The sequence below is a fragment of the Sporosarcina sp. P13 genome (assembly GCF_002743055.1).
In the GTDB taxonomy this organism is placed as follows: Bacteria; Bacillota; Bacilli; order Bacillales_A; family Planococcaceae; genus Sporosarcina.
Map to the genome: position 1 here is coordinate 14,666 of NZ_PDYM01000021.1, position 14,112 is coordinate 28,777.

General features: G+C 41.1%; 13 protein-coding genes. All 13 read left to right on the forward strand.

The genetic code is table 11. The annotated features are described in order from the left end of the window. The first annotated feature begins 78 nt into the window (after nt 1–78). The 13 genes from ispE (at nt 79) to ytaF (ending at nt 14,077) form a co-directional block, all read left to right on the forward strand. A complete protein-coding gene (gene ispE / locus CSV79_RS10560; protein ID WP_099689017.1) occupies nt 79–945 on the forward strand; it encodes a 4-(cytidine 5'-diphospho)-2-C-methyl-D-erythritol kinase in 867 nt (288 codons plus the stop codon). Nucleotides 946–1,001: 56 nt separating this feature from the next. Then, nucleotides 1,002–1,844: a pur operon repressor gene (purR, locus tag CSV79_RS10565; RefSeq protein ID WP_099689051.1), complete on the forward strand. Its 843-nt coding sequence runs from the start codon at nt 1,002–1,004 to the stop codon at nt 1,842–1,844. Then, nucleotides 1,832–2,209: a RidA family protein gene (locus tag CSV79_RS10570; protein ID WP_099689018.1), complete on the forward strand. Its 378-nt coding sequence runs from the start codon at nt 1,832–1,834 to the stop codon at nt 2,207–2,209. Before purR ends, CSV79_RS10570 begins: the two co-directional genes overlap by 13 nt. A 271-nt stretch (nt 2,210–2,480) precedes the next feature. Then, the gene (gene spoVG, locus CSV79_RS10575) at nt 2,481–2,768 is read left to right on the forward strand and encodes a septation regulator SpoVG (protein WP_099689019.1); all 288 of its coding nucleotides are present in this window, start codon (nt 2,481–2,483) and stop codon (nt 2,766–2,768) included. Between the two features lie 415 nt (nt 2,769–3,183). After that, complete coding sequence (gene glmU / locus CSV79_RS10580) at nt 3,184–4,542, forward strand: bifunctional UDP-N-acetylglucosamine diphosphorylase/glucosamine-1-phosphate N-acetyltransferase GlmU (RefSeq protein WP_099689020.1); 1,359 nt, start codon at nt 3,184–3,186, stop codon at nt 4,540–4,542. 27 nt (nt 4,543–4,569) lie between these two features. Beyond that, nucleotides 4,570–5,529, forward strand: coding sequence for a ribose-phosphate diphosphokinase (locus tag CSV79_RS10585; RefSeq protein WP_099689021.1), 960 nt, complete (start codon nt 4,570–4,572; stop codon nt 5,527–5,529). Between the two features lie 97 nt (nt 5,530–5,626). Then, a complete protein-coding gene (locus CSV79_RS10590) occupies nt 5,627–6,253 on the forward strand; it encodes a 50S ribosomal protein L25/general stress protein Ctc (protein ID WP_199171907.1) in 627 nt (208 codons plus the stop codon). A gap of 82 nt (nt 6,254–6,335) precedes the next feature. Beyond that, complete coding sequence (pth, locus tag CSV79_RS10595) at nt 6,336–6,902, forward strand: aminoacyl-tRNA hydrolase (RefSeq protein ID WP_099689023.1); 567 nt, start codon at nt 6,336–6,338, stop codon at nt 6,900–6,902. 54 nt (nt 6,903–6,956) lie between these two features. Next, entirely contained in the window at nt 6,957–7,181 is a 225-nt protein-coding gene (locus CSV79_RS10600; protein WP_099689024.1) for an anti-sigma-F factor Fin, read from the forward strand. Nucleotides 7,182–7,295: 114 nt separating this feature from the next. Next, nucleotides 7,296–10,823, forward strand: a complete 3,528-nt coding sequence (gene mfd / locus CSV79_RS10605; protein ID WP_099689025.1) for a transcription-repair coupling factor — start codon at nt 7,296–7,298, stop codon at nt 10,821–10,823. An 83-nt stretch (nt 10,824–10,906) separates the two neighbouring features. Beyond that, nucleotides 10,907–11,443, forward strand: a complete 537-nt coding sequence (spoVT, locus tag CSV79_RS10610) for a stage V sporulation protein T (protein WP_099689026.1) — start codon at nt 10,907–10,909, stop codon at nt 11,441–11,443. Nucleotides 11,444–11,997: 554 nt separating this feature from the next. Continuing rightward, nucleotides 11,998–13,200, forward strand: coding sequence for an NAD(P)-dependent malic enzyme (locus CSV79_RS10615; protein ID WP_099689027.1), 1,203 nt, complete (start codon nt 11,998–12,000; stop codon nt 13,198–13,200). A 283-nt stretch (nt 13,201–13,483) separates the two neighbouring features. After that, nucleotides 13,484–14,077, forward strand: a complete 594-nt coding sequence (ytaF, locus tag CSV79_RS10620) for a sporulation membrane protein YtaF (RefSeq protein ID WP_233201422.1) — start codon at nt 13,484–13,486, stop codon at nt 14,075–14,077. Nucleotides 14,078–14,112 lie beyond the last annotated feature (35 nt).

Below are 14,112 nucleotides of genomic sequence, written 5' to 3' on the forward strand. Positions count from 1 at the left end.
CAGTTATTCTTCCTATGTTCTATCCATTGTGTGGTAAAATAATGAGCAAGAACATGCTGTGGGGAGGGAGCTTTTATCATGATTTACGAAAAGGCACCTGCGAAAATCAATTTAACATTGGATGTGCTGAATAAACGGCCAGATGGCTATCATGAAGTCGAGATGATCATGACGACTGTAGATTTGGCTGATCGTATTTGGCTTCGACCGACGACTGATCATTCCATAATAATTAAGTCATCGCATCGCTTTGTGCCGAATGATCGTAAAAATTTAGCATATCAAGCAGCGGACTTGTTGCGGAAACGCTATCGTCTAAGACAAGGTGTAGAAATTACGCTCGATAAGAATATTCCGATTGCCGCCGGACTTGCAGGCGGGAGCTCAGATGCAGCGGCTACGTTGCGTGGATTGAATCGCTTATGGGACCTTGGGTTGTCATTGGACGAACTGGCTGTGCTCGGTGCAGAAATTGGTTCAGACGTATCCTTTTGTGTATATGGTGGTACAGCCATCGCACGTGGGCGTGGTGAGAACATTACACACTTACCTTCACCACCGAATTGTTGGGTAATCCTTGCCAAACCATCTATTGGTGTATCGACAGGAAATATTTATGGACAACTCGACTTGTCGACCATTGAACATCCGCAAACAGCAACAATGATGGAAGCCTTGGAAGAAGGCAATTACGATAAAATGTGTGCATCATTAGGAAATGTGTTGGAACCAGTTACGATGGGTCTGCATCCTGAAGTCGTCATGCTCAAAGAACAAATGGAACGTTTTGGTGCAGACGCGGTATTGATGAGTGGTAGTGGTCCAACGGTCTTTGGGTTGGTAAAACATGAATCACGTGTACCTAGAATCGTTAATGCACTCAAAGGGTTTTGTCAAGATGTACATGCCGTACGTACGCTAGGAGAACGTATTCTAGTTGATTAATGCCGTACAATTATGATAATGTACTTATAAATCATTCGGATTTAGGAGTCGGTATTATGAAGTGGAAAAGAAGTGAAAGGCTAGTCGATATGACCCGCCATTTGCTAGAAAATCCGCACACACTCATTTCTTTGACGTTTTTCTCTAACAGATATACTGCTGCCAAATCCTCCATTAGTGAAGACCTTGGTATTTTGAAGGAAACCTTTGAAGAAAGCGGTACGGGACGGTTAATAACTATTTCTGGAGCATCTGGCGGTATTAAATATATTCCTATAGCTAGTCGGGAAGAAGTGAATGATATCATACATTCGCTAATGGACGAATTGAGAAATTCTGATCGTCTATTGCCTGGAGGCTACTTGTATATGACAGATTTATTGGGAAATCCAATGTTTCTTGACCGAATAGGAAAAGTTATTGCTACTGCATTTTTTGATGCAGGAATTGATGCAATTATGACGGTCGCGACAAAAGGTATTCCAATAGCTCATGCTATTGCACGTCATTTAAACGTACCAGTAGTAGTGGTGCGTCGCGATAGCAAGGTGACGGAAGGATCCACAGTAAGTATTAACTATGTCTCTGGTTCTGCTCGAAGAATTCAAACAATGGTCCTTTCGAAAAGAAGCATGCAAAGCGGTCAAAAAGTGTTGCTGACAGACGATTTCATGAAAGTAGGTGGGACGATGCAAGGTATGAAGAGCCTGCTTGAAGAATTCGATTGTGAACTTGGTGGTGTCGCTGTGCTAGTAGAAGCGGAACATCTAGAAGAAGTGTTAGTAGATGACTACCTTTCATTAGTCAAGCTACATGCGGTAGATGAGAAGCACAGAAAGATTGAGCTAGAAGAGGGAAACTATTTCACGAGAGGCGGAAATGATATATGGAATATGTGAAAACAGATCAAGCACCCCAAGCAATCGGACCTTATTCACAAGCGGTGAAAGTGAATGGAGTAGTCTATACGTCAGGACAGATTCCTTTGACGGTAACCGGTGAAGTAGTGGTTGGCGGAATTGAAGAGCAAACGCATCAAGTGCTTTATAATCTTCGTAAAGTCTTAGAAGAAGCTGGTTCTGACATGCAACAAGTTATTAAGACGACAGTATTCATCCAAGATATGAATGAATTTGCTGCACTCAATGCAATCTACGAAGAACATTTTGGTGAGCACAAGCCTTCTCGTTCAACAGTTGAAGTAGCACGACTTCCAAAAGATGTTCGTGTGGAAATTGAAGCGATTGCTATTTGTGAATCATAATATTCGGCTTTATACAGCTCCTTGATGTCGAGTCAGACATTATGGAGTTTTTTTAGATGTTTAAATATCTCTTGATACTCAAGTAGTATAATAGTTCAAAATCTATTCAAATTTTATACACAATTTTAATAATTCGTAAGAATACTATTTTAATCTTTAAGGAAAAATAGTATTATAGAAATAACACAAGTATTATGGTTAATAAAAGGAATTTACCAACTAACCTAGAATTAATACATTGTGGACAATTGACAACAAGGGAGTGGGGAAGATGGAGATCACAGATGTGAGATTACGCAAGGTAGACACAGAAGGCAGAATGAGAGCGATTGCTTCCATAACGCTAAACAATCAGTTTGTCATCCATGATATCCGTGTCATCGAGGGGAATGACGGATTATTCGTGGCAATGCCGAGCAAACGTACACCGGACGGAGAGTTCCGCGACGTAGCGCATCCGATTAATTCGGAAGCAAGAACAAAAGTACAAGAATCGATCTTAGCAGCCTACCATCACGTGGACCAAACACAAGGGATACTTGAAGAAGCTACTTTATAAATGAATACATGACGAGAAAGCGTTTTCATATGTCGTTTCAGTCAAAAGGCCATCTATTCGAGTAGATGGCCTTTTGGTTATCCCACCTGTGAGCTAATCCTTCCTAAGTATCCGCCTAAGTGCGTGTGCTCCTAACGCTTCGCTTTTACTCACAATATTTCGCAACGGCTCTCACTTCACTGATGTTTATCTATAACTTTGGTAAATGAAATATTTAACTTTTTTGTTTCAATGTCGTAGGAAGGGGTAAACCCAAAATACTCCCGTTAATGAATAAATATTGTACTCATTGGGCTGTATGTGCAAAAAGATTAATAATCATAAAATAAAGCCATGCAATTGTCAAGGGGATATACTTGAAAAGAACTGTCATTTCCGATATAGTCAATTATGAATTAAGGATGGAGGCTGGCAAATGACAAACACGTATGCTATCGTCCTAGCCGCGGGGCAAGGGACTCGGATGAAGTCTAATTTGTACAAAGTGCTTCACCCGGTCTGCGGCAAACCGATGGTAGAGCATGTGATCGATCATATTCGCGATTTAGACGCTGGTCGCATCGTCACTATTGTCGGTCACGGCGCGGAAATGGTAGAGCAAACGCTAGGTAACAAAAGTGAATACGCGCTACAGGCGGAGCAATTAGGGACGGCACATGCTGTTTTGCAAGCGGAGTCTGTGCTTGGAGATATAGACGGCACAACACTAGTCGTTTGCGGAGATACCCCGTTAATCAGTAGCGACACGATGAAAGCATTACTTGCGCATCATCACATAACCGAAGCGAAGGCTACAATACTTACTGCAATTGCAGATGATCCAACAGGATACGGTCGGATCATCCGCGCAGAGAATGGTGACGTTTTAAGAAACGTCGAACATAAAGATACTAATGACGAAGAACGTAGTGTGAAGGAAATCAATACAGGTACGTATTGTTTCGATAACCGTGTGCTATTTGACACTTTGAAAAAAGTAAACAATGAAAATGCACAAGGTGAATACTATCTTCCGGATGTATTAGGCATTTTAAAATCTGAAGGCGAACGAATCTCTGCTTACACGACACCCGACTTCCACGAAACATTAGGTGTCAATGATCGGGTAGCACTAGCACAGGCTGAAAAAGATATGCGTCGTCTGATCGCAGAAAAGCATATGCGTAATGGTGTCACAATCATTAATCCAGAACAGACTATCATTAGTGCAGACGCAGAGATTGGCCAAGATACAATATTGCAGCCTGGTGTGATGATTGAAGGTGCAACAAAAATTGGATCAAATTGTATCATTGGTCCTAATAGTCATATTCTAAACAGTACAATCGGTGACTACAGCACGATTCACTCGTCAGTAGTTCGTGATAGTCAAGTAGGAAATCAGACAGCGGTTGGACCATTCGCACACTTGCGTCCTGACTCACAGTTGGGCAATCACGTAAAGATTGGTAACTTTGTCGAAGTAAAGAAATCGCAACTAGGCGACGATAGTAAAGTATCCCATCTCAGCTACATTGGTGATGCGGAAATTGGTAAGAGTGTGAATATAGGTTGCGGCACAATTACCGTGAATTATGACGGTAAAAACAAACATAAGACTGAAATACAGGACAATGCTTTTGTCGGTTGCAATGCCAACTTAGTAGCGCCTGTAACTGTGGGGAAAAATGCTATTGTGGCAGCTGGATCCACCATTACAAAAAATGTTCCAGAAAATTCACTTGCAATTGCACGCGTTCGGCAAGAGAATAAAGAAGGATACGTAAAAAACTAATCTTACCCAACTAACAGGAGGGCCATCATGGCAAATCATTATCCAAACGAAAAACTGAAAATATTTTCTCTAACTGCGAACGAACCCCTTGCACAAGAAGTAGCAGATCAAGTCGGACTTCCACTCGGCAAATGCTCAGTAAAACGTTTTAGTGACGGAGAAATCCAAATTAATATCGATGAAAGCATCCGTGGCTGTGAAGTGTTTGTTATTCAATCCACTTCTAATCCGGTCAACGATAACTTAATGGAGCTTCTCATCATGCTAGATGCCTTGATGCGTGCTTCTGCGCGTACGATCAATGTTGTCATGCCTTATTATGGCTATGCGCGACAAGACCGTAAAGCGAGATCACGTGAACCAATCACCGCTAAATTAGTTGCGAACTTATTAGAAACAGCAGGTGCTGACCGTGTGATTGCGGTAGATTTGCATGCGCCACAGATTCAAGGATTCTTTGATATTCCAATCGATCACTTGGTTGCCGAGCCAATCTTGACTGAATACTTCCAAAGCGAAGGTTTAGTAGGAGCTGATTTAGTTATTGTCTCCCCTGATCATGGTGGCGTTACACGGGCTCGTAAAATGGCGGATCGCATGAAAGCGCCGATTGCAATTATTGACAAACGTCGCCCGCGTCCGAACGTGGCAGAAGTTATGAATATTGTTGGGAATGTAGAAGGAAAAACGGCTATTCTTATTGATGATATTATTGATACAGCTGGTACGATTACGATTGCTGCAAGCGCGTTAATTGAAAGTGGAGCAAAAGAAGTGTATGCTTGTTGTTCACATCCAGTTTTATCCGGTCCTGCAATTGAGCGGATTAACAATTCGAAGATTAAGCAATTAGTCATTACAAATTCTATCGAATTGCCGGAAACAAAACTATCTCCAAAGATCAAACAGCTATCGATTGCACCACTATTAGCATCAGCAATCGTTCGTGTATTTGAGAAGAAGTCTGTAAGTACGTTATTTGATTGATGTAAAGATGGATTGATGACAAGTTACCTGATGTCGTCTGGTATTGAATGTTTCAAGAGGTAGAAAAAACTTTTTTAAAGGAAAGGTGACTATACAAATGAGCACAATGCAGTCGAACTTAAGAGAAACTAACAAAACAACACTATCACAATTACGAAAGGACGGATGGATTCCTTCCGTAGTCTATGGCTATAAAACAGAGAGTACACCAATCTCCGTTAAAGAGCGTGACTTAATTGATACGCTACGTGAAACGGGAAGAAATGGTGTTATCAAACTAGACGTAGATGGCAAAAAAGTAAATGTCGTGTTGAGTGATTATCAATCGGATGTTTTAAAAGGAACTATTACACATGCTGACTTTTTAGCGATTAATATGACAGAAGAACTTGAAGTTGAAGTTGCCATTAATCTAGTCGGTCAATCGCCAGGTGAAAAAGAAGGTGGAGTCATTCAGCAACCAATTCGTGATGTTACGATTCGCGTCAAGCCTTCTGATATTCCAGAGTCCATTGATTTGGACGTTTCAGAACTACAAATTGGCGATACACTTCTTGTAAGTGATATTCGTTCGAAGGTAGCATTTGAAATCTTGAATGAAGATGAAGATGCGCTTGTGCTAGTGTCTGCTCCACGTACGGAAGCGGAGATGGAAGCATTGGATGAAACGGCTGACGCAGGTGCAGAGCCTGAAGTAATCGGCGATGACAAAGCAGCAGAATAAATAATGAAATGGGCGCACGAGTTTATAACGTGCGCTCCTTTTCTATGCATATAGAGAATGGTTAGAAAAGGAAGAGAAGCTTATGAAATTACTAATCGGACTCGGAAACCCCGGGAAAGCTTATGAAAAAACACGTCATAATATTGGTTTTCAAGTAATCGATGAATTAGCGAAGCGTTGGCAAGCACCAGCGTTTCAAAAGAAGTTTAATGGTGAATATACAACCGCTCATATGCCAGAAGGAAAAGTAATTTTGGTTAAGCCGATGACGTATATGAACTTATCCGGTGAATGTATACGTCCACTGGCAGATTACTTTGAAATAGATGACGATGAACTAGTCGTTCTTTACGATGACTTGGATTTGCCAACGGGCAAGATTCGCCTTCGTCAAAAAGGTAGTGCAGGCGGTCACAACGGTATGAAGTCGTTAATCGCACATTTAGGAACTTCTGAATTTAATCGTATCCGCATAGGTGTTGATCGTCCGATAGGTGGTATGAAAGTAGCTGATTATGTACTGTCGCCTTTTAGTAAAGAGGAACAGCCGTTAATAGAAGAGGCAGTACAAAAAAGTGCGGATGCCTGTGAAGAGTGGATGAAGAGGTCGCCTTTTTTAGAAGTGATGAATAAATTTAACGGATCCTAAGCATAATAGAGCGATTCCTAGCCTATACTTTGATAAAAGGAAGGTGAAGGACGCGTGATCCGCTATTCTTGCAGTCACTGTGATACGGAAATTGGTTCTATTTCATTGGACGCGGCAGAAGCTGTACTGTGTCAGATTAAGAGCTTAGATGAAGGGGAAAAGGATTCTTTTTTATCGGTAAATGACGAAGGCACGCATATACGATGTATTTGTGAACACTGCGAACAATCACTGAAGGCGTTCCCTGATTATTACACCTTAAAGAAATGGCTACAATAGTAGCAAATGCTTTGGCGCTTATAGCCAAAGCTTTTTGTGCATAATACATTCTGCTAAAAAAGTTGCTAGATTTGTTAGCTATGCAATAATTGATATATAGAGAGGGTTAGTCAATTGGGAGTAATAGAACAATTATTTTTAGAAGAAAAAGAGATTCAAGGTCTACTTAAGGACTTGGAGGCTGGACAGGATCAACAATTAATAACAGGTCTATCTGGTGGTTCTAAGGCCATCTTCTTTAAGGTAATCCAACAATCGTTGACACGCCCAGTGTTGATAGTCTCGCCGAATATGTTGCAAGCACAGCGTACGTATGAAGATTTGATCAAGCAAGTTGGCGATGATCATGTACATTTATACAATGCGGAAGAATTGGTGGCAGCCGACTTTTCATTTGCAAGTTATGAACTGCGCGCTGGGCGAATTGAAACGTTGGATCATATGGCACGAACGGGTAGTGGCATTTATATTACGCCAGTTGCGGGGCTTAGAAAGCTCCTGCCTTCAAAAGAACGTTGGCTTACTCATTACGTCAAAGCAGAAACGGATGAAGAAATTGATATAGGAATGTGGCTTGTGAAACTTGTTTCCATGGGCTATATACGAAAAAACCTGGTAAGTGCACCGGGTGAATTTGCGTTGCGTGGCGGCATACTAGATATTTATCCGCTAACTATGCAAGAACCTGTTCGTATCGAATTATTTGACACGACGATCGATTCCATCCGAACATTTTCTGCTGAAGACCAGCGTTCTACAGGGAAACTAGAGTCAATTATGTTATTACCTGCTACAGAATTTATTTGGACACCAGATGAACTGTTACAAGTTTCTCGCGCTGTGGAACAAGCGCTTGGCGATAGTTTGACGAAGATTAAAAGTGAAGAGTTACAGCAACGATTATTGATGACAGTGATGCAAGACATTGGCTTGATGCAATCGGGTATTGTGCCAGATACGATGAATCAATACGCTTCATTCTCTTCACAAGCTAATGCTACGCTAACAGATTATTTCCCGGTGAATGGAATTGTCGTATTTGATGAACTCGGACGCGTACAGGAGTCCGTGGCGACATTAGAAGCGGAGGAACAGGAATTTCATCTAGCTATGCTAGAGGATGGTAAAATGTTGCATGATACAAGGTTAGCTTGGAAGTATCACGAGGCGCTGAGTAGAATTCATCAGCAACGTTTATACTTGTCGTTATTTACGCGTGCGGTACCTGGGTTCACTATTAAAAAGTCTATTGCAATTTCTTCTAAGCCGATGCAACAGTTCCACGGTCAGATGCCTTTATTAAAAAGCGAAATAGAACGTTGGCTACAGGGGAATTATAATGTCTTCATGCTAGCGGCATCTGCAGAACGTATGGCTGCTATCCAAGGTGTTTTACAGGAGTATGATATAGAAGCAGTAGTGAATGGTAAACCGAGTAGAGAAGGTATTCTGTCGATCATAGAAGGGGACTTGTCTGCCGGCTTCGAATTACCGTTTCAGAAATTAGCAGTTCTTACGGATGCTGAAATGTTCACAGGTAAGCCAAAGCGTAAAGCCCGTCCGCAGAAATTAACAAATGCAGAACGAATTAAAAGCTATTCAGAAATTCAAATTGGCGATTATATTGTTCATGTCCACCACGGAATCGGTCGATATTACGGTGTAGTGACGTTAGAAGTGGGCGGTATCCAAAAAGACTACTTGGATATTCGTTATCGTGGCGATGATAAATTATTCGTACAAGCCGATCAAATTGACTTAATCCAAAAGTATGTGGCTTCAGGAGAAAAAGAACCAAAGTTACACAAGCTAGGTGGTACAGAGTGGACCAAGACGAAACGTAAAGTAACGGCTGCCATTCAAGATATTGCGGATGATTTGATCAAGTTATATGCTAAGCGAGAAGCAGAAAAAGGATTTGCCTTCAGTGAAGACGATGATTTACAGCGTTCATTTGAAAATGCATTTCCTTATGAAGAAACTACAGACCAATTACAGTCGATTGATGAGATAAAAAAAGATATGGAAAAAGAGCGGCCGATGGATCGTTTGTTATGTGGAGATGTAGGTTACGGAAAAACAGAAGTAGCGATTCGTGCAGCATTCAAGGCAGTAACAAATGGCAAACAAGTAGCATTTTTAGTGCCAACAACGATTCTTGCACAACAGCATTATGAAACGATGAAAGAACGTTTTGCTGATTATCCAGTAACGGTCTCCTTACTCAATCGTTTCCGGACGAAGAAGGAACTAGATGAGACGATTAAAGGACTTAAAGCTGGTACGATTGATGTCGTCGTCGGTACTCATCGCCTACTTTCGAAAGATGTCGTCTATCAAGACTTAGGATTGCTAGTAGTTGACGAAGAGCAACGTTTTGGTGTGACACACAAGGAAAAACTGAAACAACTAAAAACGAATGTAGATGTACTGACATTGACGGCTACACCTATCCCACGTACATTGCATATGTCGATGGTTGGTGTTCGTGATCTTTCTGTTATCGAAACACCTCCAGCAAATCGCTTTCCAGTCCAAACGTATGTCATGGAACATAATGGAGGATTAGTGCGTGAGGCGATTGAGCGAGAGATGGGGCGCGGAGGTCAAGTGTTTTACTTGTATAACCGTGTAGATGATATGGATCGTAAAGTAGAGGAAATCCGAGAACTTGTACCAGAAGCACGCATCGCGTCTGCACATGGTCGAATGGGTGAAGCAGCACTTGAAGCGGTCATCATGAGTTTCCTCGAAGGCGAATATGATGTACTCGTTACGACAACAATCATTGAGACAGGTATCGATATTCCGAATGTTAATACATTGATCGTGCATGACGCAGATCGCATGGGTCTATCACAGCTTTACCAATTACGTGGAAGAGTAGGGCGTTCGAATCGTGTAGCATATAGCTATATGCTGTATCAGCGTGATAAAGTGCTGACTGAAGTCGCAGAAAACCGTTTACAAGCAATCAAGGAGTTTACTGAACTTGGATCCGGCTTTAAAATTGCTATGCGAGATCTCTCTATTCGTGGAGCAGGGAATCTACTTGGATCTCAGCAACATGGATTTATTGATTCTGTCGGATTCGACTTGTATTCACAGTTACTACAAGAAGCAATTGAAGAGCGTCAGACAGGTGTCACTAAAGAAGACAAGGTGGATGTTGAAATCTCTTTACCGATTAATGCGTATTTACCTGAAACGTACATTCAAGATGGCTACCAAAAGATTCAGATGTACAAGCGTGTAAAAGCAATTACGAGTGATGACGATTATTCGGAGCTAGTCGATGAAATGATTGACCGTTTCGGTGATATGCCGTTTGAAGCTGATTTATTACTACGAGTAGGACGTATGAAAGCTTGGGGACGTAGAGCGGGTGTCGAATCAATTAAGAAAGTTCAAGACATCGTTGAAATTCATTTATCGGAAGAAGGTACATCGCGAGCAGATGGTGCAAAATTGATGGAACACTCCTTGAAGTTTGGTCATGCGGTTGGACTAACGCTTGAAAATGGTCGAATCATCGTGACAGTAAATGAAAAGAAGTCCAATAAATTTACTGAGTTTGATATGGTTGAAGAAATGATCCATTCAATGCAAGAAACTACAAAAGAAGTACGGCCTACCGTGTAACACCTTGATTGCATAAAATGACCAAATATGATGCATACTACTTTCAGAAATACATTTCATTTCGAGAAAGTGAGGCATTATACATGAAGGCAACGGGTATTGTTCGCAGAATTGATGATTTAGGTAGAGTAGTCATTCCAAAAGAAATTAGGAGGACTCTTCGTATTCGTGAAGGAGACCCTTTAGAGATATTCACTGATCGAGAAGGGGAAGTCATTTTAAAAAAATATTCACCTATATCAGAGCTTGGTGAATTTGCGGTGGAATATGCAGAATCACTTTATGAAACACTTGGCACGCCGGCTCTGATTAGTGATCGTGATGAAATGCTTGCAGTGGCAGGTTTATCTAAAAAGGATTATATGAACCGTCAGCTCTCACCAGGATGTGAAGAACTACTAAGCGGTAGAACGGTTGTCGTAGAAAAGCTTGAGAAGTCCGTAGAGTGGGTACCGGGACAGGTAGAGCAAGTTAAATCCTATTGTATTGCACCAATTATTACAAACGGCGATGCGATTGGAGCGGTTTATATATTATCGAAAGTTCATTTTGTTGGTGATGTTGAGCAAAAGGCCGCAGAAACCGCCGCCGTCTTCTTAGCTAAACAAATGGAGAGTTAAGTTCTTTTACGGCATGCATAAAGTTTCTAATAAAACCTGCAGCGGAAAATAATGGCTGTAGGTTTTCTCTGTTTATGCAGTGTTTTTTTACAAATGATGGATGTAATTATGTTTGAAAGTAATGGAGATACCCAGAATTAGGTTAGAAAAAAACAAGTATTTAAAAAAATTTTTGACCATATGGAGTAAAAAGGTCACTAATTTTCCACTATTTACATAGTGGTGAAATAATTCACACACTACTTATGTTAGAAATTTCACAAGCGAAAATCCTTTAGTGAAGGCTTTCACATAGGATTCATGTGAAGAAATTCACAAGCGTGAAATTAAAAGTGAAGGATTTCACATACTACTAAATTCAGCAAAAGTCAAAACTTTTTTTAAAAGATTTTAATTGACTAGAAAACCCTTGACAAAGGTGTTGTAAACGCTTTCCTTTTTTAAATTTTTAGAGTTGAGAGAATATTACCCTTGTATTTGCTTTACGTTTGCGCTTATAATCATCACCAACACGAACTACCAACAAACGAACAGGACAGGGAGAGAGATAAATTATGAACAGACAATATAAATCTTCTTTACACATGCATCAAATACACAATGGGAAAATGGAAACTATTTCAAAAGTGCCTTTAGAAAATAAAGAGGATTTAAGTTTGGCTTATTCTCCAGGAGTAGCTGAACCTTGTGTAGAAATTGCTCGCGACTCGTCTCTTGCATATGAGTATACAATTAAAGGGAACCTGGTGGCAGTTGTAACGGATGGAACGGCTGTACTTGGTCTTGGGGATATAGGTCCTGAGGCAGCATTGCCAGTAATGGAAGGTAAAGCCTTATTGCTGAAACAGTTCGCAGGAATTGATTCATTCCCAATTTGTTTAGACACGAAAGATACAGATGAAATTGTTAAAATTGTCAAAGCCATCAGCCCAACATTTGGTGCGATTAACTTAGAAGATATCTCTGCTCCTCGTTGTTTTGAAATTGAACAACGTTTACGTGAAGAATGTAATATTCCAATTTTCCACGACGATCAACACGGTACAGCAATCGTCGTAGGCGCTGGATTGATCAATGCATTGAAATTGGTAGGCAAAGAGCGAAATGAAGTGAAGATTGTATTGAACGGTGCTGGTGCAGCAGGTGTAGCCATTACAAAACTTTTGTTGAACCTAGGCTTCGAGAACGTAATTATGTGTGATTCAAAAGGAATTATCTTTGAAGGCCGCGATTACTCGATGAACGGTGTGAAGCACGAGATGTCACGCATCACGAATCGCGAAAAGATTGAAGGCTCATTGGCAGACGCTATGAAGGGCGCTGATGTATTTGTCGGTGTATCCGTAGCGAACTTATTGACGAAAGAATTGATTGCATCTATGAATGAAGATCCGATTGTCTTCGGATTAGCAAACCCATTACCTGAGTTAAAGCCTGAATTGGCAGAAGAATACGGAGTACGTATCATTGCGACAGGACGTTCTGATTATCCTAACCAAGTCAATAACGTCTTAGCATTCCCAGGTATTTTCCGTGGTGCGCTTGACGTTAGAGCTTCGGAGATCAACGAAGAGATGAAGCTTGCAGCGACGTATGCAATTGCTGGATTGATCAAGGAAGAAGATTTGTCCGATGATTACATCATTCCAGATCCTTTCGACGACCGCGTATCTTCCGTCGTAGCACAGGCTGTAGCTCAGGCAGCAATACGCACTGGCGTTTCAGTTTCTAAAGAATTGATCTTACCTGGCAGATAATATCCATTTACATGAACCAGCTCCCTGAGAATCAGGGGGCTGGTTTTTTATGTGGAAAACATTAGTGGACGAAAAGGTACCGTTTCGCTGCTAAGTACGTGTGCCTTTAACGCTGCGCTTTCTAGCACATCTTTGATTTAAATCTCGGATCATTCACTAAGTATCCACTTTGACTACTTGCTCCAATCGACTTTATTTTGTCATGCTCTACTCTAGTGCGCACACACGCGAGCTTCTTTGTGAACGTATAGTAGGAGTAAAACTATACGTTGGGGGGAGCAAAATGACTTGGCTACTTGTTTTGGGCTTTGCGATATCATCTAGTATTGATAACTTTGGGGTCGGGCTTTCGTATGGAGTGCAAAGAGTGCGAATTCCTGCTATTTCAAATCTACTGATCGCCGTGATTTGTTTTGTCTTTAGTGTAGTCGGAATCGTTTCAGGAGTATGGCTAGCGGAATTACTACCAGGGAACATGCCTAATATCGTAGCGTTTACTGTGTTAAGTATTATCGGTATACGAATTATGTTCATTGCTTTGCGGCAACAATATAAAAAACATTCAAGCGTATTGGGTGAGCCCGAAAAAATGGATTTCGATGGATCTTCGCATATTAGTATTGGAGAAGCGTTATTGTTAGGTGTTGCCTTGTCAGCGAATGCTTTGACTAATGGGGTCGGTGCAGGGTTACTTGAGCTATCAGCAATTGCAATTGCCTTTTCGGCAGCAGTCGGTAGTTATTTGATGCTGTGGTTAGGTGTCGGATTAGGGACTAGATTGGCGAACCTTTATATAGGCAAGATGACTGTGGGACAGTTTGGGACGTTTATGAGTGGTGCAATAATTTTATTAATCGCAGTGACGCGTCTATTCTAGTAAATGGTATACTAGAAGCCATCATGTTATGAAAG

What these genes read in the sequence shown, in the direction of transcription:
- ispE (WP_099689017.1), top strand. Translation starts at nt 79, where the DNA reads ATGATTTACGAAAAGGCACCTGCGAAAATCAATTTAACATTGGATGTG.
- purR (WP_099689051.1), top strand. Translation starts at nt 1,002, where the DNA reads ATGAAGTGGAAAAGAAGTGAAAGGCTAGTCGATATGACCCGCCATTTG.
- CSV79_RS10570 (WP_099689018.1), top strand. Translation starts at nt 1,832, where the DNA reads ATGGAATATGTGAAAACAGATCAAGCACCCCAAGCAATCGGACCTTAT.
- spoVG (WP_099689019.1), top strand. Translation starts at nt 2,481, where the DNA reads ATGGAGATCACAGATGTGAGATTACGCAAGGTAGACACAGAAGGCAGA.
- glmU (WP_099689020.1), top strand. Translation starts at nt 3,184, where the DNA reads ATGACAAACACGTATGCTATCGTCCTAGCCGCGGGGCAAGGGACTCGG.
- CSV79_RS10585 (WP_099689021.1), top strand. Translation starts at nt 4,570, where the DNA reads ATGGCAAATCATTATCCAAACGAAAAACTGAAAATATTTTCTCTAACT.
- CSV79_RS10590 (WP_199171907.1), top strand. Translation starts at nt 5,627, where the DNA reads ATGAGCACAATGCAGTCGAACTTAAGAGAAACTAACAAAACAACACTA.
- pth (WP_099689023.1), top strand. Translation starts at nt 6,336, where the DNA reads ATGAAATTACTAATCGGACTCGGAAACCCCGGGAAAGCTTATGAAAAA.
- spoVT (WP_099689026.1), top strand. Translation starts at nt 10,907, where the DNA reads ATGAAGGCAACGGGTATTGTTCGCAGAATTGATGATTTAGGTAGAGTA.
- CSV79_RS10615 (WP_099689027.1), top strand. Translation starts at nt 11,998, where the DNA reads ATGAACAGACAATATAAATCTTCTTTACACATGCATCAAATACACAAT.
- ytaF (WP_233201422.1), top strand. Translation starts at nt 13,484, where the DNA reads ATGACTTGGCTACTTGTTTTGGGCTTTGCGATATCATCTAGTATTGAT.